Source organism: Plantactinospora mayteni (assembly GCF_016862935.1).
GTDB lineage: Bacteria > Actinomycetota > Actinomycetes > Mycobacteriales > Micromonosporaceae > Plantactinospora > Plantactinospora mayteni.
In genome coordinates, this window is record NZ_BONX01000061.1 from 1 (window position 1) to 18,335 (window position 18,335).

21 protein-coding genes and 2 pseudogenes are annotated in these 18,335 nt (G+C 68.3%); 8 read left to right on the forward strand and 15 right to left on the reverse strand.

All coding sequences use genetic code 11. The features are described from left to right. Window positions 1-144: 144 nt before the first annotated feature. A complete protein-coding gene (locus Pma05_RS37010; protein ID WP_203862187.1) occupies window positions 145-1,095 on the forward strand; it encodes a 2-dehydropantoate 2-reductase N-terminal domain-containing protein in 951 nt (316 codons plus the stop codon). A 543-nt stretch (window positions 1,096-1,638) separates the two neighbouring features. After that, the gene (locus Pma05_RS37015) at window positions 1,639-2,019 is read left to right on the forward strand and encodes a PPOX class F420-dependent oxidoreductase (protein WP_203862188.1); all 381 of its coding nucleotides are present in this window, start codon (window positions 1,639-1,641) and stop codon (window positions 2,017-2,019) included. 244 nt (window positions 2,020-2,263) lie between these two features. Here the strand turns inward: Pma05_RS37015 and Pma05_RS37020 are convergent, their stop codons facing one another. Then, window positions 2,264-2,926: a TetR/AcrR family transcriptional regulator gene (locus tag Pma05_RS37020; protein ID WP_203862189.1), complete on the reverse strand. Its 663-nt coding sequence runs from the start codon at window positions 2,924-2,926 to the stop codon at window positions 2,264-2,266. Between the two features lie 81 nt (window positions 2,927-3,007). On the opposite strand from Pma05_RS37020, the gene Pma05_RS37025 reads away from it, so the two are divergent. Further along, window positions 3,008-4,144 (forward strand): FAD-dependent oxidoreductase, encoded by a 1,137-nt coding sequence (locus Pma05_RS37025; RefSeq protein ID WP_203862190.1) that lies wholly within the window; start codon window positions 3,008-3,010, stop codon window positions 4,142-4,144. Window positions 4,145-4,392: 248 nt separating this feature from the next. On the opposite strand, the gene Pma05_RS37030 is transcribed toward Pma05_RS37025, so the two are convergent. The 3 genes from Pma05_RS37030 to Pma05_RS37040 form a co-directional block, all read right to left on the reverse strand. After that, on the reverse strand, window positions 4,393-4,869 hold the full coding sequence (locus Pma05_RS37030) for a DUF4265 domain-containing protein (protein ID WP_239313917.1): 477 nt from the start codon (window positions 4,867-4,869) through the stop codon (window positions 4,393-4,395). Window positions 4,870-5,120: 251 nt separating this feature from the next. Beyond that, window positions 5,121-5,345 carry a hypothetical protein gene (locus Pma05_RS37035; RefSeq protein ID WP_203862191.1) on the reverse strand — a complete coding sequence of 75 codons (225 nt, stop codon included), beginning with the start codon at window positions 5,343-5,345 and terminating at the stop codon, window positions 5,121-5,123. A gap of 280 nt (window positions 5,346-5,625) precedes the next feature. Further along, the gene (locus Pma05_RS37040) at window positions 5,626-6,015 is read right to left on the reverse strand and encodes a DUF4288 domain-containing protein (protein ID WP_203862192.1); all 390 of its coding nucleotides are present in this window, start codon (window positions 6,013-6,015) and stop codon (window positions 5,626-5,628) included. Between the two features lie 344 nt (window positions 6,016-6,359). Here Pma05_RS37040 and Pma05_RS37045 point away from each other — a divergent pair, with 344 nt between their 5' ends. Beyond that, window positions 6,360-6,854, forward strand: a complete 495-nt coding sequence (locus tag Pma05_RS37045) for a hypothetical protein (RefSeq protein WP_239313920.1) — start codon at window positions 6,360-6,362, stop codon at window positions 6,852-6,854. Between the two features lie 243 nt (window positions 6,855-7,097). Here the strand turns inward: Pma05_RS37045 and Pma05_RS37050 are convergent, their stop codons facing one another. The 3 genes from Pma05_RS37050 to Pma05_RS37060 all read right to left on the reverse strand — a co-directional run bounded on the left by Pma05_RS37050 (window position 7,098) and on the right by Pma05_RS37060 (window position 8,690). Further along, window positions 7,098-7,358, reverse strand: a complete 261-nt coding sequence (locus Pma05_RS37050) for a hypothetical protein (RefSeq protein WP_372441622.1) — start codon at window positions 7,356-7,358, stop codon at window positions 7,098-7,100. Beyond that, window positions 7,306-8,007 (reverse strand): WD40 repeat domain-containing protein, encoded by a 702-nt coding sequence (locus tag Pma05_RS37055; protein WP_203862194.1) that lies wholly within the window; start codon window positions 8,005-8,007, stop codon window positions 7,306-7,308. The genes Pma05_RS37050 and Pma05_RS37055 overlap by 53 nt, the downstream gene beginning before the upstream one ends. 176 nt (window positions 8,008-8,183) lie before the next feature. Further along, window positions 8,184-8,690, reverse strand: coding sequence for a hypothetical protein (locus Pma05_RS37060; protein WP_203862195.1), 507 nt, complete (start codon window positions 8,688-8,690; stop codon window positions 8,184-8,186). 72 nt (window positions 8,691-8,762) lie between these two features. Here Pma05_RS37060 and Pma05_RS37065 point away from each other — a divergent pair, with 72 nt between their 5' ends. After that, window positions 8,763-9,341 carry a hypothetical protein gene (locus tag Pma05_RS37065; RefSeq protein ID WP_203862196.1) on the forward strand — a complete coding sequence of 193 codons (579 nt, stop codon included), beginning with the start codon at window positions 8,763-8,765 and terminating at the stop codon, window positions 9,339-9,341. A 237-nt stretch (window positions 9,342-9,578) separates the two neighbouring features. Continuing rightward, window positions 9,579-9,860 (forward strand): annotated as a pseudogene (locus tag Pma05_RS44195) (SbtR family transcriptional regulator); the annotation flags it as partial. Window positions 9,861-9,997: 137 nt separating this feature from the next. Here Pma05_RS44195 and Pma05_RS44200 read toward each other — a convergent pair. The 3 genes and pseudogenes from Pma05_RS44200 to Pma05_RS37085 form a co-directional block, all read right to left on the reverse strand. Continuing rightward, window positions 9,998-10,303, reverse strand: a pseudogene (locus Pma05_RS44200) (NUDIX domain-containing protein); the annotation flags it as partial. 172 nt (window positions 10,304-10,475) lie between these two features. Further along, window positions 10,476-11,819 (reverse strand): hypothetical protein, encoded by a 1,344-nt coding sequence (locus Pma05_RS37080; RefSeq protein ID WP_203862197.1) that lies wholly within the window; start codon window positions 11,817-11,819, stop codon window positions 10,476-10,478. Between the two features lie 270 nt (window positions 11,820-12,089). Then, the gene (locus Pma05_RS37085) at window positions 12,090-12,809 is read right to left on the reverse strand and encodes a DUF8817 family protein (protein ID WP_203862198.1); all 720 of its coding nucleotides are present in this window, start codon (window positions 12,807-12,809) and stop codon (window positions 12,090-12,092) included. Between the two features lie 422 nt (window positions 12,810-13,231). Here Pma05_RS37085 and Pma05_RS37090 point away from each other — a divergent pair, with 422 nt between their 5' ends. Beyond that, window positions 13,232-13,486: an RNA polymerase sigma factor gene (locus Pma05_RS37090; RefSeq protein ID WP_203862222.1), complete on the forward strand. Its 255-nt coding sequence runs from the start codon at window positions 13,232-13,234 to the stop codon at window positions 13,484-13,486. A 72-nt stretch (window positions 13,487-13,558) separates the two neighbouring features. Here the strand turns inward: Pma05_RS37090 and Pma05_RS37095 are convergent, their stop codons facing one another. The 5 genes from Pma05_RS37095 to Pma05_RS37115 form a co-directional block, all read right to left on the reverse strand. Then, the gene (locus tag Pma05_RS37095) at window positions 13,559-14,113 is read right to left on the reverse strand and encodes a VOC family protein (protein WP_203862199.1); all 555 of its coding nucleotides are present in this window, start codon (window positions 14,111-14,113) and stop codon (window positions 13,559-13,561) included. Between the two features lie 165 nt (window positions 14,114-14,278). Beyond that, window positions 14,279-14,464 (reverse strand): hypothetical protein, encoded by a 186-nt coding sequence (locus Pma05_RS37100; RefSeq protein WP_203862200.1) that lies wholly within the window; start codon window positions 14,462-14,464, stop codon window positions 14,279-14,281. A 102-nt stretch (window positions 14,465-14,566) separates the two neighbouring features. Next, window positions 14,567-14,791, reverse strand: a complete 225-nt coding sequence (locus tag Pma05_RS37105; RefSeq protein ID WP_203862201.1) for a hypothetical protein — start codon at window positions 14,789-14,791, stop codon at window positions 14,567-14,569. Window positions 14,792-15,120: 329 nt separating this feature from the next. Beyond that, the gene (gene cpt / locus Pma05_RS37110) at window positions 15,121-15,687 is read right to left on the reverse strand and encodes a chloramphenicol phosphotransferase CPT (protein WP_203862202.1); all 567 of its coding nucleotides are present in this window, start codon (window positions 15,685-15,687) and stop codon (window positions 15,121-15,123) included. A 159-nt stretch (window positions 15,688-15,846) separates the two neighbouring features. Further along, window positions 15,847-17,172 (reverse strand): MFS transporter, encoded by a 1,326-nt coding sequence (locus Pma05_RS37115; RefSeq protein WP_203862203.1) that lies wholly within the window; start codon window positions 17,170-17,172, stop codon window positions 15,847-15,849. A 59-nt stretch (window positions 17,173-17,231) separates the two neighbouring features. On the opposite strand from Pma05_RS37115, the gene Pma05_RS37120 reads away from it, so the two are divergent. Then, window positions 17,232-18,332 (forward strand): LacI family DNA-binding transcriptional regulator, encoded by a 1,101-nt coding sequence (locus Pma05_RS37120; protein ID WP_239313928.1) that lies wholly within the window; start codon window positions 17,232-17,234, stop codon window positions 18,330-18,332. The last annotated feature ends 3 nt before the right edge of the window (window positions 18,333-18,335 follow it).

Consider the following 18,335-nt stretch of genomic DNA (forward strand, 5'->3'; position numbering starts at 1 on the left):
TACCGATGATGTTCAGGTTACCGAAGATAACCAGTGATGGCGTCCGGCGAGGCAAGCTCGCGGCCCGCAGCGCCCCGGTCGGCAGGCGGTGACCCGCCTCCCGATCGCTCATCCGTCGATGGATCTCAGGAGTTTGGTGTTGTCATGAAAGTGTTGTTGGTTGGTGCCGGCGCGATCGGCCAGGTCATCGGTCATCAGCTGTCCGTGGGCGGTGCACAGGTGAGCGTGCTGCTCCGAGCCGACGGACAGGTCCCGGCCGACCCTTATCAACTGCACCGGCTACGGAGCGGTCGAGGGCCGGTCACAGAAACGTGGCTTCCGCACGAGTCGCTACGTGGGCTTGACGCCCTGCCGGATGCCCGGTGGGACGCCGTGCTGCTTTGCGTGTCGTCGGTTGTCCTGCGGCACGGATGGCTCCCGGACCTGGCCAAACGGGTCGGCGGTGCCACCATCGTGTCCATTGGGCAGGATCCCGGCGACCTCGCCTTTTTGCAGGATGTCTGGCCCGGTACGCAGATCGTGCAGGCAACCCCGGGGCTGTTTGCCTATCACGCGCCGATATCGAATCGCGACCGAGTCCGGTCCGGGATCGCCTACTGGCTGCCCGCTGGCCCCAGCCTGCAGCTCGCGGGTGAGGCCGAACGCGTAAAGCCGTTGATCACTGCGCTGTCCAGTGGACCCTTTTCTGTCTCTGAGGCGGCCGTCGGCAGCGGTGAGATGCGGGCCGCCACAACCCAACCGTATTTAGCCATGCTGGGCACGCTCGACTGGTCAGTTCCCAAACTGCGCCAGCAGCTCGCCCTGCCAGCACTGGCGGCACGCGAGGCCACCACGGTGACTGCGGCGATGTACGGTATGGCGCCGCCGGGACGGCTCAGCACTTCCGCGCCGCTGACGCGTGTCGCGCTGCGAGTGCTTCCCCTGCTCGTTCCCTTCGACCTGCCCGGGTATCTGCATCTTCATTTCGGCAAGCTGTCGGAACAGACCGATCAGATGATCGACGGCTGGATCGCCGAGGGCCAGGCACGCTCGCTCCCCGTCGCCGGGCTCGAAGCCCTGCGTGCCCGGACCAGAGCGAGTAACGCCGGAAGCTGAACGGCCCGGCATCTCTGGGTAGGAGAGTTCCGCAGGATCAGACTCCGGGCTGGGCCTGTACACGTCATCGAGCGAACCCGGCTGCCACTTCTCCGTCACCTGTCCACCGGTAGCGCCAGTTACCCACCTCGAAGTACGACTGTCAGCGAGGAGTCGCTGATCAAGCGGACAGGCACTCTGGCCCCAGCCAAGCAGCACGAGTTGGAAGTCGCCCTTGCACTCGCCGGCCGAGAGTGACGACGTCTGAGCTCAAGGTCGCGCGACGGCGGGACGTCCCATCGCCGGGGGAACCTCGCGTCGCCCATCAAAGGAGGTCGGCGTAGCAAGCCCACGGTCACGTGCGCGGATCTGCCGCGCCGAGGGCGCTGGCGGCGGTGACGGACCGTGAGGTTCGAAGGGCCTCATCTGTCGGCTTGATCAGCATGTCCGGCCTCGGTTAGCCGTTGCGCTAGCCTGGCGGAGGGCGCAGGTAAGCCTTCCTGCCGGCCAGTTGCTCTCAACCTTGCGGGCGCGGCCCGGGGCGCGGCTCGCTACGCTGGCACGATGACCGTGGCCGACGAGATCGTCCGTAGCCGGTACGTCAGTCTGACTACCTACCGCAAGGACGGCACCCCGGTGAGCACGCCGGTCTGGCACGTACCGCACGGTGCTGAACTCTGGATCGTGACCGAAGCGGGATCGGGCAAGGTCAAGCGGATCCGGAACAACCCGCAAGTGCGTGTGCGGCCGTGCTCCGTACGCGGGACGGTGGCGCCGGATGCGCCGAGCGTAACGGGAACGGCCCGGTTGCTGGACGACGACGGGACGGCACTGGCCCGCAAGCTGCTGGCCAGCCGATACGTCATGTCACGGGCAGGGAACTGGTTCGCTCGCCTGCTGCGGCTACGCCGCCCCCCGATGGTCGGCATCATCGTGTCGTTCTGATCGACCCGGCTTTCCGACCGGAAAGCCACCCAGAACGCCCTCGCCGGCCGAAGCAAAGGGGACCGACGCACCACGGGCGCCGCCGGTAGCGAGGGACGACTTGGTCGGTGAGCCGGCTGTGGGCCGTCGTCTCTGCGGCAAGAGACCCGGAACTGCCGATGTGAGTGCGTCGCCTACAGGCGTTCACCGTGGTGGACCGGTCACCGCCTGGCCGATCAGGAATGGGTGATTCGAGAACGGACGCCTATCTGCGGGCAGTGATGCCGGTCAGGAATATGTCCACTCCGGCGCGGAACTGCTCACGGTCGTCATGTTCGCGCAGCTGCGAGGCCGCGTCCTGCACGATCGGGTCCGGGTCGTGTTGCGCCCATTGTGCCGCCAGAGTCTCCAGGTATGCCTTGCGATCCGCGTCGCTGGTCGCCCGCCGGGCCCCGGCGGCGTATTGCGCTGCCGCGCCGAGGACGTAGTTGACCAACGCTGATCCGGCGTCCGCCCTGGCCGGCCCAGGCACGCCGAGGCGCTGCAGCTGCGACCCGACACTCTTCCAGATCCGGAAGACGGCGGGTTGCCATGGTTCGCGGGAGAGCTGGGTCCCGACCCACGGGTGCGCGTCGATCGCGTCGAAGATCCCGAGCGCGAGAGCACGGATGGCCCGCTCAGGGTCGTCGTCGCCGGTTCCCGCCGTTACCCGACCCACGATGTCGTCCGTGGCGGCGGCGAGCAGTTCCTCCTTGTTGGCGACGTGGTGATAGATCGCGCCGCGGCCGGTCGAGAGGTGAGCAGTCAGCGCCCGGACCGTCAGGCCCGCCTCTCCCGTCGCGTCGAGCACCTCGACGGTCGCCTCGACGATGCGTTCCCGGGACAGCGCATCGCTGCGCCTCGTGTTTCGGGCCGTGCGGATGGTCATGTCCATCATCTTGACACAGTTGGACCGGCGGTCCAATCTTGGAGTTGGACCGCCGGTCCAAACTTCTTCGAGAGGACTGACATGACTACTCCCGTCACGATCGTCGGCGCCGGCCTCGGCGGCCTCACGCTCGCCCGCGTCCTGCACCTGCATGACGTCCCGGTGACCGTCTACGACGCTGAGGCCTCGGCCCAGGCCCGCAGTCAGGGCGGCCATCTCGACCTGCACGAGCACAACGGCCAGCGCGCCCTCGCGATCGCCGGGCTCGCCCAGGAATATCGCGCGATCATCCACGCGGGCGGTGGAGCGCAGCGGGTCCTCGACCGGCACGGCATGGTGCTGGCTGAGGTCCCCGACGACGGTTCCATGGCCCGGCCGGAAGCACTGCGGGGCGATATCCGGCGCATCCTGCTCGAGTCACTGCCGGCCGGCACCGTGCGGTGGGGCAAGAAGCTCGTCGCGGCCACTCCCCTCGCCAGGGGCCGGCACGAGCTCACCTTCGCGGACGGCTCGACGGTCACCACGAAGATTCTTGTGGGCGCCGAAGGGACCTGGTCGCGAGTAAGAGCCCTGCTGTCAGACGAGAAGCCGACGTACGCGGGCATAAGCTACGTCGACACCTACCTGCACGATGTCGACGACCGTCACCCCGAGGCGGCCAAGGCGGTCGGCGACGGCGCCATGTACGCGCTCATCCCCGGCAAGGGATTCCTCGCCCACCGAGAAGCGAACAACATCATCCACACATACGTCGTTCTCAACCGGCCGGTCGAGTGGTTCGCCGACATAGACTTCGCCGACGCCAACGCCACGAAGACGCTGATCGCGGCCGAGTTCGAAGGATGGGCGCCCGAACTCACCGCCCTGATCACCGACGCCGACACGGCGCCGATCCTGCGCAGCATCTACCAACTCCCCGACCGCCACCGGTGGGCCCGCATGCCCGGCGTGACGCTGCTCGGCGACGCCGCACACGTGACCGTCCCCGGCGGCGAAGGCGCTAACATCGCCATGCTCGACGGAGCCGAACTCGGCGAGGCGATCGCCGCGCACCCCGGCGACATCGAGGCCGCCTTCGCCGCGTACGAGGAAGTGATGTTCGCCCGCAGCGAGGCAGAAGCGGTCGGCGCACACGACACCATCGACCTCATCTTCGGCGACGGCGCACCCAACGGACTCGTCAACCTGCTCAACGGCACCGACCAGGACGCCAATTGACTCCGTCAGCGCCGCCCTGAAACGCCCGCCGTCCGTGCGCGCACCACCCGACTCGGAACCGTCATGTTCCGTGACCAGCCTTTCGTGCCGGTCGATGTCCGACTCTGCAGAGTTGAGTGCATTCGATCATGTCGAGGTGGGCGCGCCCTACCTGGAGGGCGATCGGAGTCGGCGATTCACTGGCGACGCGGGCCGCTTGAGCTGTCTCATTTGAGGAAGCCGAACACAACAGACGCCGACCAAACTGGTCATGCGTCGCGCCAGGCGTCGGTGACGCAACCTTCCTCGAACTTCCACCAACCCTGCGCCTCCCCCGACACCAGCAACTGCTTGATCGCGACCAAGTCAGCGTCCGCCGGCACATTCATCGCCACCAGCGGGAACGCCTCACTGAACGCCTCCCCGCCAAGGCCGAAGCCCCTGAACCGCTCGTGAACCGCCTGGGCGCTACGTCCGAGCGGACCATCAGGCACCGGCAGCACACGAATCGTGCAGTTGCCCGACGCCTCGACCCGCCCCACCACCCATCGCCTACCGCCATCGTCGGTCACGAAACGCACGACGTCACCCTCCGCAACACCGTCCTGAAGGAACGGCACGTTCGCCACCCGCACCGTGTCCGCACCCACCGGCTGTGCCCACAACCCCTCGGTGTCGTGCGGCAGCCACCCCTCCCGCGGCACGAACCGAAACCAGACCTTGACCAGACCCCCATCGACCGGCACTGGACTATCGGGCGCTACCGCTGTCACGCCGCGCTCACCCCACAGGTAGTCGAAAGATCAGATGAACCAGATCGGCGGATGCGATGGGTTGAGGGCTTCGCGCAACGCACCGCTGGTCCGGTCGTACTCCGAGGACAGCACGTCCTCCAGCAACGGCAGCGTACGCCACAGACAGCGCCGCCTGCCTCAACCAGCGTGTCTCGGCCACCGCATAGGCCGGCTTCCCCGTCACTCACCGCCAGATCCACGGCTCAGCGTTCGGCAACTCGATGCCCTGTTCGTCGCCGCACCGCCAAGGGCACGAAGACGGCACCGACCACCACAGCGATCAAGGCGGCACCCCACCACGGCAGCGCCGGAATGAACAGGAGCGCGAAGAACAACAGCGGTACGAAGGCCAAAGAATCCGCGACAATGTGGTCGGCTGACCAACGCCGCATACGGGAGAACGACAGCGCACCAACGCCCAGGATCAATCAATAAGCCAGGAAGGCAAGGACACCGAGCACCGGCCCACGCCGTTCGGCCATCCCGAAACCGACGACCGTAGCAAGGCACAAGGCGCCAACGAACGTCCCGGCCTTCCCCGCAGCACTGGCAGGTCCCGGTCGCCCAGGAAGGTGTGGCATGGCAAGAGCATGCCAGAACGTCGAGCGTGCCGCATTTGGCTGCCACTCGCTCGACATCCGAATCTGCTGCCGTAGGCTGGGCGCGAGATAGCCAGCAAAGGTTGCAGGAGGCTCGGTCGCCACCTGGTCAGGCGCCATCGCCGATGTCACCCTGTCTCTCCTTGCCGGTATCGAAGAACGTCGTCAGGTAGGTTTGCGGGTCCAGCCCGCTCTCCCGCAGCAGTGAGAACACCTCCGCACCGTGCCCCGGTTCATCGAACAGCCGATACGCCTGAACCAGCCCCGCGAAGGTCATGTCGTGCTGCTCAGCCGCGTACCCGAGCGCCTCCGCCTCCGCTAACGCGATCGCCTGGTCGAAGTCCTGGGCCCGCCACAGCGTCAGTCGCTCTTCGTACAGCTGACTCGCCGGGTCAGACCCCAGACGGAAGACGCATCGAGCGGAGTACCAGCCAGCCTCGCCCTGCCGGTGCCCGTTGCTCGGTTCGTCCATCCACGCATCGTCCCACGCCGAGATCACTACGCTGATTGTTGGCTGTTACGGCTACGCCCTGTGCGGCCTGGTCAGTGCACTGGGCTGGGAACGGCACTCGTCCCGGATCTACCGCCCATGCAGGTGCGCGGCCGCTTCGCTGAGCTCCGACGATCGGTATGGGCCGAAACCGCAGTCCACAAGATAATCGACCGACGCCTCTGCGGCCTCAGCGGCAGCGGCGGCCACTGCCGGCGCGACGGCCTGACCTGCCTCGTTCAACATTGTTGAAGAGCACGGCACGATCAGTGGGCTGCGAATCGTCGGAGCGGGTGGTAGGGCCACGCCGCCAGGGGTGCTCTGACCCGGACGTGTCCAGTCACACTGGGTCCGTGCCGACTCCGCCCCCCATTCGCAAGGTCCGGTTCGAGGTGCGCCCGTGGGGGCACGGACCGACGCCCGCACGGGAAGTGCTGCCCTACATCGACAACGTCAGCCTGGTGGACCTGGTCCGCGGCTATGAACTCGCCGCCGGGTACGACGTGCCTGGCGCGTACGCCGGAATCGTGCTGGACCACTTCAACTTCGGCGACTTGACCTCCTACCTCACCGGGGCACCGGACTCCGCGTACTGGGCGAACCGAGGTGTGATCGCGCTCCTCGGCTGCGACTGCGGGGAGGTCGGCTGCTGGCCACTCGAAGCCCTCGTCCTCCTCGATGATGGCCTGGTCACGTGGCGCGGCTTCGCCCAACCCTTCCGCCCAAACCGCGACTACGGAACCTTCGGCCCGTTCGTGTTTCAACGGACCCAGTACGAACGGGCAGTCCGAAAGGCCGTTGCCATCACATCAATGCTCGAGGAACCAGGAGAGACGCCGCACCGCTGACACGGGCTGGACCAACGGCCGGCGCGCACATTTGCCGCAGAGAACCCGCGGCGGCGGGCTGCGCGCGGAGACAGAGCGTGACGGCGTACGGCTAGCGTGCGGCGTCCGATCATGCCGACGAGAGGATGTCGCGAGGGCGGTCAGTGGCGGCCCAGCCGTACCCTCCATGCCCTCGGCCCTGCGCGTCTGGACCGGACCATCAATGCCCTCGACGACTCCCGCAGCTGCCGGAAATCCTGCCGCTCAGTGCGGTTGAGGGGCCAGGTCCCAGACCCGGACCGTCCGATCGTCGCCTGCGCTCACGACCACGGGCCGGCCGCCCAGGGTGCCGGTTACCACCTTGCGTACCGAATCACGATGGCCGGTCAGCAACGCCCCGATCGCCCGCCCGTCCGACAGGTCCCAGACTCGCACGGTTCCATCGGTGCCGCCGGTGACGACGACTGGGCGGTCATCGACAACGACAGTGGCCAACGTGGATATGGAGCTCGACGGCGAGCTCACGATCCGTCCGGACCGGGCGGGGCGACGGAAGCGTCCAGACCCGAACGCTCCCGGAATCCGTCAACGCCACGACCGCCAAGCCACTGCCTTGCTGGGCGATGGCGACGGCATGCATCCGCTCGTCTCCAGTGTCCTCACCGTCGTCGTTCTCATCCTCGGTGTACAACGACGAGGCCCATCGCTCACGCGAATCTACGTCCCACAGCGTGACGTCCTCACGGGTACCCGCCACGACCAGCGAACGACCCTCGAAACGGCCGACGCCGATTGCGTCCACGGTGGACTCGGGCAACCCGACCGGAGACGACCCTGCGACCGGTTCCCACACCATGATGCCGTCCCAGTGCACTCCGCTACACGTCACGAACCGCGTCGAACCGTCCCCACCATCCAGGGCCGCCACGGCCGCGATGTACAGGCCGTTGAAGGACGTTCCGTTGATCAACTCGCCGGTGTCGACATCCCAGAACGCGACACCCTGCTCATCGCCACCAGCCGCCAACACCACCCGTCCGCCAGAGACGGCCAACGCCAACGAGTCCAACTCGTTTCCGGCGTCCGGATACTGCGCCGCCTCCGGATCCCCGGCACAGGCGAACGGCAACATCAGGTTTCGCCAGACGTTCTGTGGCGGCTCCCAGACCCACACCCCATCCCGACCCCAATAGGACACGCATACCACGGTCAGCCCACCTCGACCGCCGCGATGTCCCCGATCCAGCCGCCGGGCATTTCGTCACTGACAAACGGTGCTGAATCGATCATCGGGGGGACTGTAGTGCGGTGTCCACTGCCGTCGAGCGCGCGGGGCGGAAGCCAAATGGATCAATAGCCCGGTTGACCGCCAGCGGCCAGGCGGGCCGCCGCCTCGGCGGGCGTGTCGTCGTAGCCGGGCCGGGCCACGAGCACCGACTGGACGAAGTGACCCTGCTCCTCAGACGGGTCGTCGTCCGCGGCGAACGGCCGCCACAGCGCGAGATACAGCTCCCGTGCGGTGAACCCGTCGTCATCCTCGTTCGACACAAGGTCGATGTGGCGACGTAGCCGCTCCACGACGTCCAGCGCAGGCACGCCAAAGACGTCGACATCGCGGTATCGCACCACGTCGCGTTCGTGCGGACGCCACACCTCGATCGCGTTGACCCGGCCCCGTGTCGGCCCAACCCCGAAGCCCACACTGAACCCGAGCCCGCTCGGCAGATGTACGGCCAGCTCACCCGAGACGGTTGGCTCCAGCCGGCCGAGAGTCTCGAGAGCACCACGGGCCTCGTCGGTTGTCATCCCGAGCCGCAGCGGACCAACCCCGTGCGGCGGATCGAGTACGAACTCCATCCGCTGATGATCGCAGGCCGCTGATCTGCGAAGAAGCCCGACCCGCCGCAGCGGAAAACCCCGGACAAGTTCATGACCCGACTCCGCGACACCTGGACGGGGATCGGTCAGCCGTGGGAACGCCTCCTGCAGGAAATGACGGTGAGCTACCCGGACGACATCGTGGCCATCCTCCACCGGCACGAGGTCCATTGGCAGGGCTGGTGGGCGGATCCCCACGCCCGTATCGAGGCGGGTGAGCTGGACCGGCTCGTTGGCCGCGTCCCCGCGGCGATGCGCCCCGTCCTGGCCGAACGCGAACGCGAGCTGATCGGCCTGGTGCTCGCCGACGAACGTGTCCGAAACTTCGACGCCGCACGTTGCGGACTCCTCCTGCGGAACCTACTCACCTCCCTCGGCGTCCCAGAGCTGACCAACCACGTCATCGTGGAAGACACGGCAGCCACCGGAGCGGAAGAGTTGGACGGGCAGGAGGCGGAGGAGCCGGTGGTGCGCCTGCACTGGCAACAGACGGGACTCGGGTCGGGCACCTTCGGCGCCGGACTCACCCGCCAACAGTGCCTACCCGCGTTGCTCGCAGCGGCAGAGGGCAAGACGCTTGCCACCTCCAACGGCGGTGCGCGTGGTCGCCGACGACGAGCTACCTCCTGACCGACAGAGGCTCCCGGTTGGGGATCTTGGTCACAGACTGCTGTCTTACCGGGAGCCTCATCTCACCCCGATCCCGGCCCTCCACGCCCACCGTGACCAGCACCATCACGATGGAGAAGGCTCCCTGGTGATCGGGTGGAAGAGGCCGAGGCCAAAGTGGGCGAGGTATCCGAGGCTGAGAGGGCCGGTTAGTGGCTCCGGGAATATCAGGGTGAGGGCGCAGCCGCGGCGGAGGCTTTGGCGACCTTGCTACGCGGCATGGTCGACCACATAGACGCCCACGAGGGCCTGGCCCGGACGCTGGCCACACTCATGGCCGATCGCTCGGGTGCCCTCGCCGAGGGCAGCCGGGCGCTGGAGCAGGCTGTCACCGACCTGGTGGCCGCCGCCGTACGGGACGGCACCGTCCGCGACGACGTGGATGCCGGTGCCGTGATGATGGCGCTGCATGGCATCGGTGCGGCCCATGACCGCCCCGGTTGGCGAGCCGAGGCCGACGATGTCATCACCCTCGTGCTGGACGGGCTGCGCCGCCCGCACTCAGCCCAGGCGGCTGTCATACGGACAACCACGCGCCGCCGCAGAACCGACCGCAGTAGAGCAATGAGGGGTACCACAGCGTCGTGTTCGTCCGGCGCGGCGTTGACGGGTGTTCCGGTCCACCTGTCGACCAACCAGATCTGCATGTCGAACGTCGCGGTCCGGATCTCATGCATCGGCGGGCTGGACGGCTCCGACGCCGTGATTCCCAACTCCTCCCGAAGCTCGCGGACAAGGCTCTCCTTCGGCTCCTCCCCCTCCTCGACATGACCGCCCGGCAGGTCCCACACGTCGGGATACCAACGGCGTCCGGCGCTTCGATGACACAGCAACACCCGATCGCCATCGCGAAGAACCGCCGTCACAATCCGGACCGGACCGGAATCGTCAGCGGAGATCGTCATCGGCACATTCTGACCCATGCGGATCTGCCGCAGTTAAGGCGCGGCGCCGGGTGGCCGCGTCGCTGGCTGCTGCTTCCGGCGTGGCGAGCCGACGGGCGGTTGCGGGTACAACGCCCGCCAGCGTGATCAAGAGGACGAAGAAGAAACTCCTCCTCGCCGAGGTACTGCGGCTGTGGGCGTTCGAAGCTGGTTAGTGGTTCTTCCGGACCGCTTGCCACGCCGCGCCGAGCAGCGCGAGTATCCGGTACAGCGCGTACAGCGCCCACACGGTGGCCAGAGGCACACAGATGAAGGTGACCGCGCCCCCCAGGTAGTGGGTACTCTCCAGCATCCAGCCGCCAGCCAGCAGGACGGAGCCCACGACGACGGCCCAGGCCAGGATGCGGCCGGCTTTGGTCAGCGAAATCCACAGGCGGGTGTTCTCGGCACCGCCTGGCTCCGTCGGGTCGCCGACCTGGGACCGCAGGGCGAGGCTGTCGATGTCTCGGGCGGCGGCCCAGTCGGCCTCATGTGGCGACTCGCGCAGCACTGCCGACAGGGCGCGCAGGTCGGCATGGTCGCGAAGCCGTCCGGTCCGCGGATCGCCGAGCAGCACCACGGCGTGCGGGAACCCGAGCAGCCACGCCTTGCCGTAGCCTCGTCTCGTCCCCGGTGGCAGCACCACGGCTTTGCCGCCGTGCATGTCGTCGCGGTGGGTACGGTCGCCGATCACTTGAACGAGTTCCGTGCCGGCGATCGCCACCTCGGTGTCGACGAGGTCGGTGGCATGGCTGAACATCGTGACGAACTGGGCGTACGCAGCGACGACCGTGAGCAGGCCCATTACCGCGACCGCGGCGCCGAGCAGCTCGTGCAACCGGGCCGCGAAGCCGGTGAGCAGCAGCGCGGGAACGACGGCGAACAGGTACCAGCCGACAAACAGCAGGAAGCGCCGCCGGTTCAGCCGGCGCTGCGTCCGCACGCCCTGCGCGCCAGGCGGGAAGGCGGGGAGAGCTTTCCCGCCGTTCAGCCGTTGCCGGGCGTCCTCGCTCGGCAGCATCAGGTTGAGGCGGTGGACCCGAACCTCGAGGCGGTCGCCGGCCAGCCTCGCCAGGTCGCCGATGAACTGCTTCTCCTCGATCTTCGGGTCGGCCAGGTCGAACAGCCGTACCGCCGGTCGTCCGTCCACGGTGGCCTGCAGGTCCCTCGGAGTGTCCAGGCTGACGCCCGGGTCTGGTACCAGGTAGAGCGCGGGAACCGTCCGGCGGTGATCCCGCCCCTCGATCTCCCGGTTCTCGATCACCACCGCTGAGATCTCGGCCCATCGCAGGTCACCTCGGTACCGGCCGATCCGCACCGTCCAGCCGTCCCGGTCGGCATCAACCTGAAACCGCTGCAACGCGTACCGGAGAAAGCTGACCACCATGAGCAGGGCGATCAGCGAGGTCGCGCCGATGCAGAGCCGCCCGGACACCGAGGCGCCGACGGTGAACTGCAAGCTCACCAGGTAACCGACGAGTCCCACCAGCAACGCCGCGAAAACCACCGCAAACACGCGGGAGCTGACTGGACGGCGCAGATTCACCCGTTCATCATCATCCAACCGAGCGACCCAACCACGGCCTCGCCCTCGGTGAACCGCAACGGCAGTCCGGCGGCGAAAGCCAAAGTAGTCGACCTAACGTCCGAGGCGTTCACTCTCATACCGCCGGTCGTGCGCGCCGGTGCTGGCACCTCCGTCACCTTCGGTAGCCGCCGACCTCGAGGTGGACAGCTGCGAGGATGTCCTGTCGTGCCGAGATGACGGAGGCGTTCGTATGGTGAGTCACCGCAGTGCTGCTGCGAGGTCGGCGGCGTTGTCGAACGCGGGTGCCGCCCTTTCGGATTCGGCTTCCGTGAGCGTGACGGACTGGGCGCGGGCCAGCATCTCGGCCGCGGTCTTCGGATCGTGCAGCATCGTCGCGAGTTCGGCGCGGTAGACCAGGACCTCCACCTGCTCGACCGGGTCGTCGTCGGCTTGCGGGCGGGCCAACGCGCTGTCGAGGATCCGAACGGCCTGTCCGACGCTTCCCCTGGAATCGGCCTGCACGACAGCATTCGCCAGGGCCTTGGCCAGCCGCCCGGCAGGCGTGGCGGCCGGCATGGGCGCGGTGGCGGCGTTCCGAAAGACGCGGATCCAGTTGCCGCCCGGGTCGATGACGGTGAACCCGCCCAACCCGTCGGCGTTCTTCCGCGCCCTGGGCCGGGTCATCCGCGGCGTTCCGGACACCAGTACCTTGCCGTACGCGGCGCGCATGCCGGCTGCGAATGCCCCGTGTAGTCCCTCGATGTCCGCGGTGAGTACTACACAGGAGCCATAGGACTGCTCCGGGTCAAATCCGGCGATCTCGAAGAACTGTAGATGCAGGTCTTCCCGCTGCACCCCCACAGCCGCGTTGGGCTTGCGCTGCTTGTACGTGGTGCGGAAACCGAGAACTCCGTAGAAGGCTTCGATGTCGTCAATGGATGCGCACGGCAGCAGGGGAACGGTCACCTCGTTGGTCATGCCTCCTTCCTAGACGTCGCAGGGTGTCCGTCGCACATGGAAATAGCCGATCGTCGCCTTCGGTCATCCGATCGGCTGATGACCCAGAACGCAACGCCGCCGAGCCGAACCATCGGCGCCGCCTTCCCGCCTGCCATACGGCTCGCCAGGATCAGGCGCCCGGATCTACCGCAGAGCGTGCGCGGCGTCGCGCCTGGACGTCGATCAACATCTGTAGCGGCGTCCCTGTGGGTGGCGTCCGGCTTTGCCGAGATGGTGCGGCGGTGCTCCGCCCGGCGTGGGCGGATCAGCTCTGCGGCGGGCACGACGCGAGTTCGCTTACCACTCCGCCACAACCGAAACAGGGCCTGGGCGGCTCCTAGTGTGGTGAGGAGGCCGGGTTGCGGGATGAACGGGAATACGTCGAGTACGTGCGGGCGCGTATGGCGTGGTTGCGACGGTTGGCGTACCGGTTGTGCGGGCAGTGGTCGGCCGCTGACGACCTGGTGCAGGAGTGCCTCGTCGCGCTGTACCGGCATTGGCGGACGGCGTCGACTTCCTGTGGCGCCGTATACGCCCCTCCCGCCGCCGCGATTGCATACCCGAGGACGGCCGCGTCGGCGACAACGACGTCGATGTTCACTCGCGGTGATTCCCGGTGCACTGACCTGCCGCCGACCGTGCGTCACAGTACGTGACAGGGCGAGTGCTGCACTGATCTCCGCGTGTGGGCGAGATCAGTGCAGCCGATCGAGACGGTGGGGATCGATTCAGGTTGTCAACGACTTGAGGGCATCGTCCAGGGTCGTGAACATGATGTCCGGGCCGCCGTCCCAGTGAGGCGTCGGATCGGGCTGGCCCGGTGCTGGTGCCCAGAGCCACCAGATGTTCTGCCAGGGGTCGAGCATCCTGCCGAGGGTCGATTCACCCCAGAACGGGATCGGCTCGGTGACGGTGGTGGCGCCGTGAGCGTTGGCACGCCGCAGCACTGTTGCCACGTCGCGAACCCATACCTGGAGCAGACCAGGCCGCAGTGGCCAGCCGTCGAGCCGATCGGCGATCATCAGATCGACGCTGCCGAGGCGTAGCTCGGCATGGATCAGCTTGCCGTCGGGCATCGGGGTCCTCGCCTCGGCGGTCTCCGACACGCCGAAGACCTCGGATACGAACGTGATGAGGCCGGCCGCGTCATCCACGATCACGAACGGGTTGAGCACGGCGCCGGCGGCGGGAACCGATTGCTGTGGGAGCAGAACTTCACTGTTCATGCGGAGAAGGCTCGCAGCAGTTCCGGCCAGTTTTTGACCGCTGGGGCAACCCGGCATCCGGATCTAACAGCGACCCCGAACAGCAGCTTGTCCGGACCACCCCACGGGCGTGGGGGTGGCTGGTTGGGGTCCCGGGGGCGGCTGGCCCGCGGCCAGGGCGTCCTTCAGCTGCTTTGACAGCAGTTCTTCCCCGGCACGCGCCAGGGAAGGTCAGCGGCCGGGCTATGGTGTCGTGCGTTTCGGGGCGCGGATGGCGGCCTCCAACCGTAGGCCGGTCCCGACGAGGACGAGCAGCCAGGCCAGCGTGAATGGACGATCGGTGGTCGTGCCGAGGGTGAATAGGGCGATGAGCAGTCCGACCACGATTGCGGCGGTGCCGACGTTCCGGAGGGTGATGGTGGTCAACATGCGGCTGAGTGTGTCAGGGCACATGGCCGTGCGTCATCCGGATGCACTGGTCTGTTCCGAAGTGTTGATCATGGGATTTTGATCGGCTGGGCCGGCTCGGCGTTAGGCTGCCGCTGGAGTCGGCTCGGTCGGTTGGGGCTTGGCTCGGGGGTGTTTGTGCTGGGCGGTGAGGACGAGTTGGGCGGTGGTTTCGGCGGCTTGTCTGGCTTGTTCGGGCAGGACTGTGGTGTGGGTGTCGGCGGTGAAGGCGTAGCTGGTGTGGTCGAGCATGTCCTGGAAGCACGCGACCGGGTCGGCGGCACCGGGCCGGCTGCGCCCCGCGACCACGGGCAACCGTCCCCCGGTGGCAGCCCAAGCGACTGAGGCCGGCCGCTCGCGAGGTGCGCCGGAGGGAGCGCCCGTCGGGAGGCCGGTTGGCCACCGCGACGGCGACGTGATCTACAAGTCCCCGGAGCGGACCCGGTGTGGTTGTCTCGGACGTTCCGTGGCCGGCTGGACAGGGGCTATGTCGAACAGACGAGCACCCGGCGAGCACCCGGGGTCCACAATGGCCGGTGCTCGCCGTACCTCGCGGTTGCGTTTCGGCAGGTCGACGTGATGCTCAAGGAGAGCATGACTGGGAGGGCGTAGCCTGTGCTACGGACCGTTAAAAAAAATCAGCCGCCCGCCGAGCCATCGGGTGCCGCCGACGACCCGAGTCGTGCGGCAATAGTCCGCGCACACTCCAGGGACTCGGTATGTGTGGTGTCCACCTCCAGGTCGTAGACGACGCCCTGGTGGACGATCTCCGCCTGTGACACCGCCATCCCCCGGATCCGGTCTCCCCGGGCGACCTCGCGGCCCGCCGCGACCGCGCTCTCACACCTGACGCCGACCCAGAACACGTCCAGTCCGACAAGAACCTGCTGCCAGCGTTGCTGGGACCCCGCTCCACCGAGGAACACGTCGTCGAGGATGACCCGTGCGCCGGCACGGACCATCGCGGCGACCCCCTCCATCCAGGCCGCCTGAAGCGTGGCGAACTCCGGCCCGACGATCACGCCGCCGTCCGGGGCGAACTCGATCCCCGCAGCCGTGGTCTGCATCGAGGCGGGCATCGCGTCGATCAGCCCGTCGATCCCGACGGCGAGCCACGGATCCGGTAGGACCGCCTGTAGACACCGGGCGATCCCGGACTTACCGGAGCTCGATCCGCCGTTCAGCACGATCATCCGAGTTGTCACCACGCCACAATAGAACCGCTCCCCCGCGGCGCCCGAGACGTACGCCGACCCATGCTCTGTTGCTGGCACCTGTCACCTCCGGGTGGGCCTGCCCGGTCCGCGAACTCCCGGGCCATCGGCAAGCCGACGGTGAGGCTGCGTGGTCAGGGCCGGCGGCGGTTACCGTTCCCGGGGACGCCGCGCGGTTTTCCGCTGGATTGAACCTTTTTCAACCTGAACCGCGCGGCGCATGCGCCCCGACTTCCACCTGCGGCCACGGCGGACCGCAAGGGGAGGTTGAAAAAGGTTCATTGGCGAGGACACGCGCGGGGCCAGGACCTCGGCGGCGAGTGCGGCCGTCGCGGCAACGGCGACGGGCAGGAACAGCGCGGTGCCGAGGCTGGTCGTGGTCGCCAGGGCACCGATGAGGCCGGGTCCGACGAAGCTGCCCAGGTAGGCCATCGCGGAGACCCGGGCGATCGTCACGGCGGGCGGCACCCCGTCCTGGGCGGCACGCTGGCTGGCTACGGCAAGGATGACCGGAAGTGTTATCGACAGGCCGAGCCCCAGCAGGCCGAAGCCCGTGAGACCGGCGACGGGATGGCGGATCAGCAGGGCCAGCCCGAGGCCGACGGCGGCGACCAGGGCGGCGCCCCGGACGAGTGGTACGGCATCGATCCGGTCCCGTAGGTGGTCGCCGGCGAACCGGCCGGCCGTCATCGCGCCGAGGAACGTCGCGACTCCGCTGGCCGCGAATGCCTCGCTCGCGCCCAGGCCGTGCAGGTACACGGCAGTCCAGTCGTTCCCGCTGCCCTCGGCGAGGGTGACGCAGCAGGCCAGACCGCCGAGTCCGAGGAGTCGGCCGGCGCGGCTGCGTCGGCGCGGACCGACCCGGGGCGGGTTCGGCAGGGACCCTGCTCCGTCGACTCGCCGCCGAGGGGAGAGCGGGCGAGGACTCTCGGTGGCAAGCCAACGGGGAAGCAGTACGGCGCCGCCGATGCCGATCGTGGCGACGGTTGCGAAGTGGGTGTGCACGCCCGCGCCGAGGGTGGCGACGCCGGCGGCGATGCCGGCTCCGATGATGCCGCCCAAGGTCAGCATGGCGTGCAGCCGGGAGAGCACCGGGTGGCCGTACCGGCGCTCGACCGTCAGGCCGTTGGCGTTGACGGCCACGTCCACCACGCTGTTGACGGCCGCGGAGCCGGCGAGCGCGGCGGCCAGCGCCGGCAGGGTGGGCGCCGCGGCGATCGGCATCAGCAGCAGCGCGAACGTGGGCAGGGCGACCCGAAGCGTCGCCCGGGTGCCGAAGCGGCGGGTGAGCATGGCGCCGGCTTGCAGCCCTACCAGGGCACCGCCGTTGAGCGCCACCAGGGCCAGTGCCAACTCACCATCGGTCAACCCGAGTCCGGACTGGAGTGCCGGTAGCCGCGCCGCCAACGTGCCGAAGATCAGTCCGTTGAGGAGGAAGGCACCCGCGACAGCCGCGTACGCCGGACGGAGTCTCAACGCCAGAGCCTCTCTGAACTAGTTAAGACTGAACTAGTTCAGAACCGTATCATCGAACCGTGGAAGGTACGGAGCGGAAGCGGACCGGTGGGGGACGGCCGGGCCGGGGTGTCACGCTGGCCGACCTGGCCCGTGCGCTGCGGGTGTCGAAGGCAACGGTGTCGAACGCGTACAACCGACCCGATCAGCTCAGCGCACGGTTGCGCGAACGGATTCTGGCCGAGGCCGGCCGGCTCGGCTATCCGGGCCCGGACCCGATCGCGGCGACCTTCAGCCGGCGGCGGGCCGGCGCGATCGGGCTGGTCTTCGACGACCCGCTCACCTTCGCCCTCTCAGACCCGGCCGAGGCGCTCTTCGTCAATGGCATCGGGGAGGTGTGCGAACGGTTCGACGTCGGCCTGGTGCTCATTCCCCGGGGCACCGAGACCGACCTGGTCCAGCGGGCCCTGGTCGACGGCTTCGTGTGCCACTGCGACCTGGACGGCGACGGCCGCATCGACACCGCGCTCGGCCGCGACGTACCGGTCGTCGTGGTGGACGGTCCGGCACGGCCGCCGGCCGGCCATGTCGGCATCGACGACCGGGCGGCTGCCGCGACGGCCGCCCGACACCTGATCGCACTCGGCCATCGGCGGATCGCCGTACTGGCGTCCCCACTGCACCCCGACGGCCGGACGGGTCGAGCCGAGCTTGCCCGCCAGCAGACCGCACGACTCCACGTCATGCGCGAGCGCCTCGCGGGATACCGCGCGGAGCTGACGGCCGGCGGCATCACCTGGGCCGACGTGCCGGTCGTCGAGTGCGCGCCGTACGGCCGGGAAGCCGGCTACCGCGCCACGAACGACCTGCTCGGCGCCCCGGACCGGCCGACAGCGTTGCTCGCCGCCAGCGACGAGATCGCACTCGGCGCACTCCGGGCCGCCGCCGAACACGGCATCGCCGTGCCGGAGCGGCTCTCCGTCGTCGGGTTCGACGACGCACCGCCGGCAGCCTGGTCGAGCCCCGGGCTGACCACGGTGCACCAGCCCCACCGCGACAAGGGTCGCGCGGCAGCCGAACAGTTGCTCGGACTCCCGGCGACGCGAGCCGAAGCGCTCCTTCCCACCGCGCTCGTCGTACGCGGGACGACCGCACCACCGCCCGGGACCGCGGGTGGCTGACGA

Bases quoted from the DNA above. Each gene is read 5' to 3' on its own strand.
- Pma05_RS37020 (WP_203862189.1), bottom strand. From the start codon at position 2,926: ATGACCATCCGCACGGCCCGAAACACGAGGCGCAGCGATGCGCTGTCC.
- Pma05_RS37065 (WP_203862196.1), top strand. From the start codon at position 8,763: ATGACCCGACTCCGCGACACCTGGACGGGGATCGGTCAGCCGTGGGAA.
- Pma05_RS37060 (WP_203862195.1), bottom strand. From the start codon at position 8,690: ATGGAGTTCGTACTCGATCCGCCGCACGGGGTTGGTCCGCTGCGGCTC.
- Pma05_RS37010 (WP_203862187.1), top strand. From the start codon at position 145: ATGAAAGTGTTGTTGGTTGGTGCCGGCGCGATCGGCCAGGTCATCGGT.
- Pma05_RS37015 (WP_203862188.1), top strand. From the start codon at position 1,639: ATGACCGTGGCCGACGAGATCGTCCGTAGCCGGTACGTCAGTCTGACT.
- Pma05_RS37085 (WP_203862198.1), bottom strand. From the start codon at position 12,809: ATGACCAACGAGGTGACCGTTCCCCTGCTGCCGTGCGCATCCATTGAC.
- Pma05_RS37095 (WP_203862199.1), bottom strand. From the start codon at position 14,113: ATGCCGGGTTGCCCCAGCGGTCAAAAACTGGCCGGAACTGCTGCGAGC.
- Pma05_RS37025 (WP_203862190.1), top strand. From the start codon at position 3,008: ATGACTACTCCCGTCACGATCGTCGGCGCCGGCCTCGGCGGCCTCACG.
- Pma05_RS37100 (WP_203862200.1), bottom strand. From the start codon at position 14,464: ATGTTGACCACCATCACCCTCCGGAACGTCGGCACCGCCGCAATCGTG.
- Pma05_RS37090 (WP_203862222.1), top strand. From the start codon at position 13,232: ATGGCGTGGTTGCGACGGTTGGCGTACCGGTTGTGCGGGCAGTGGTCG.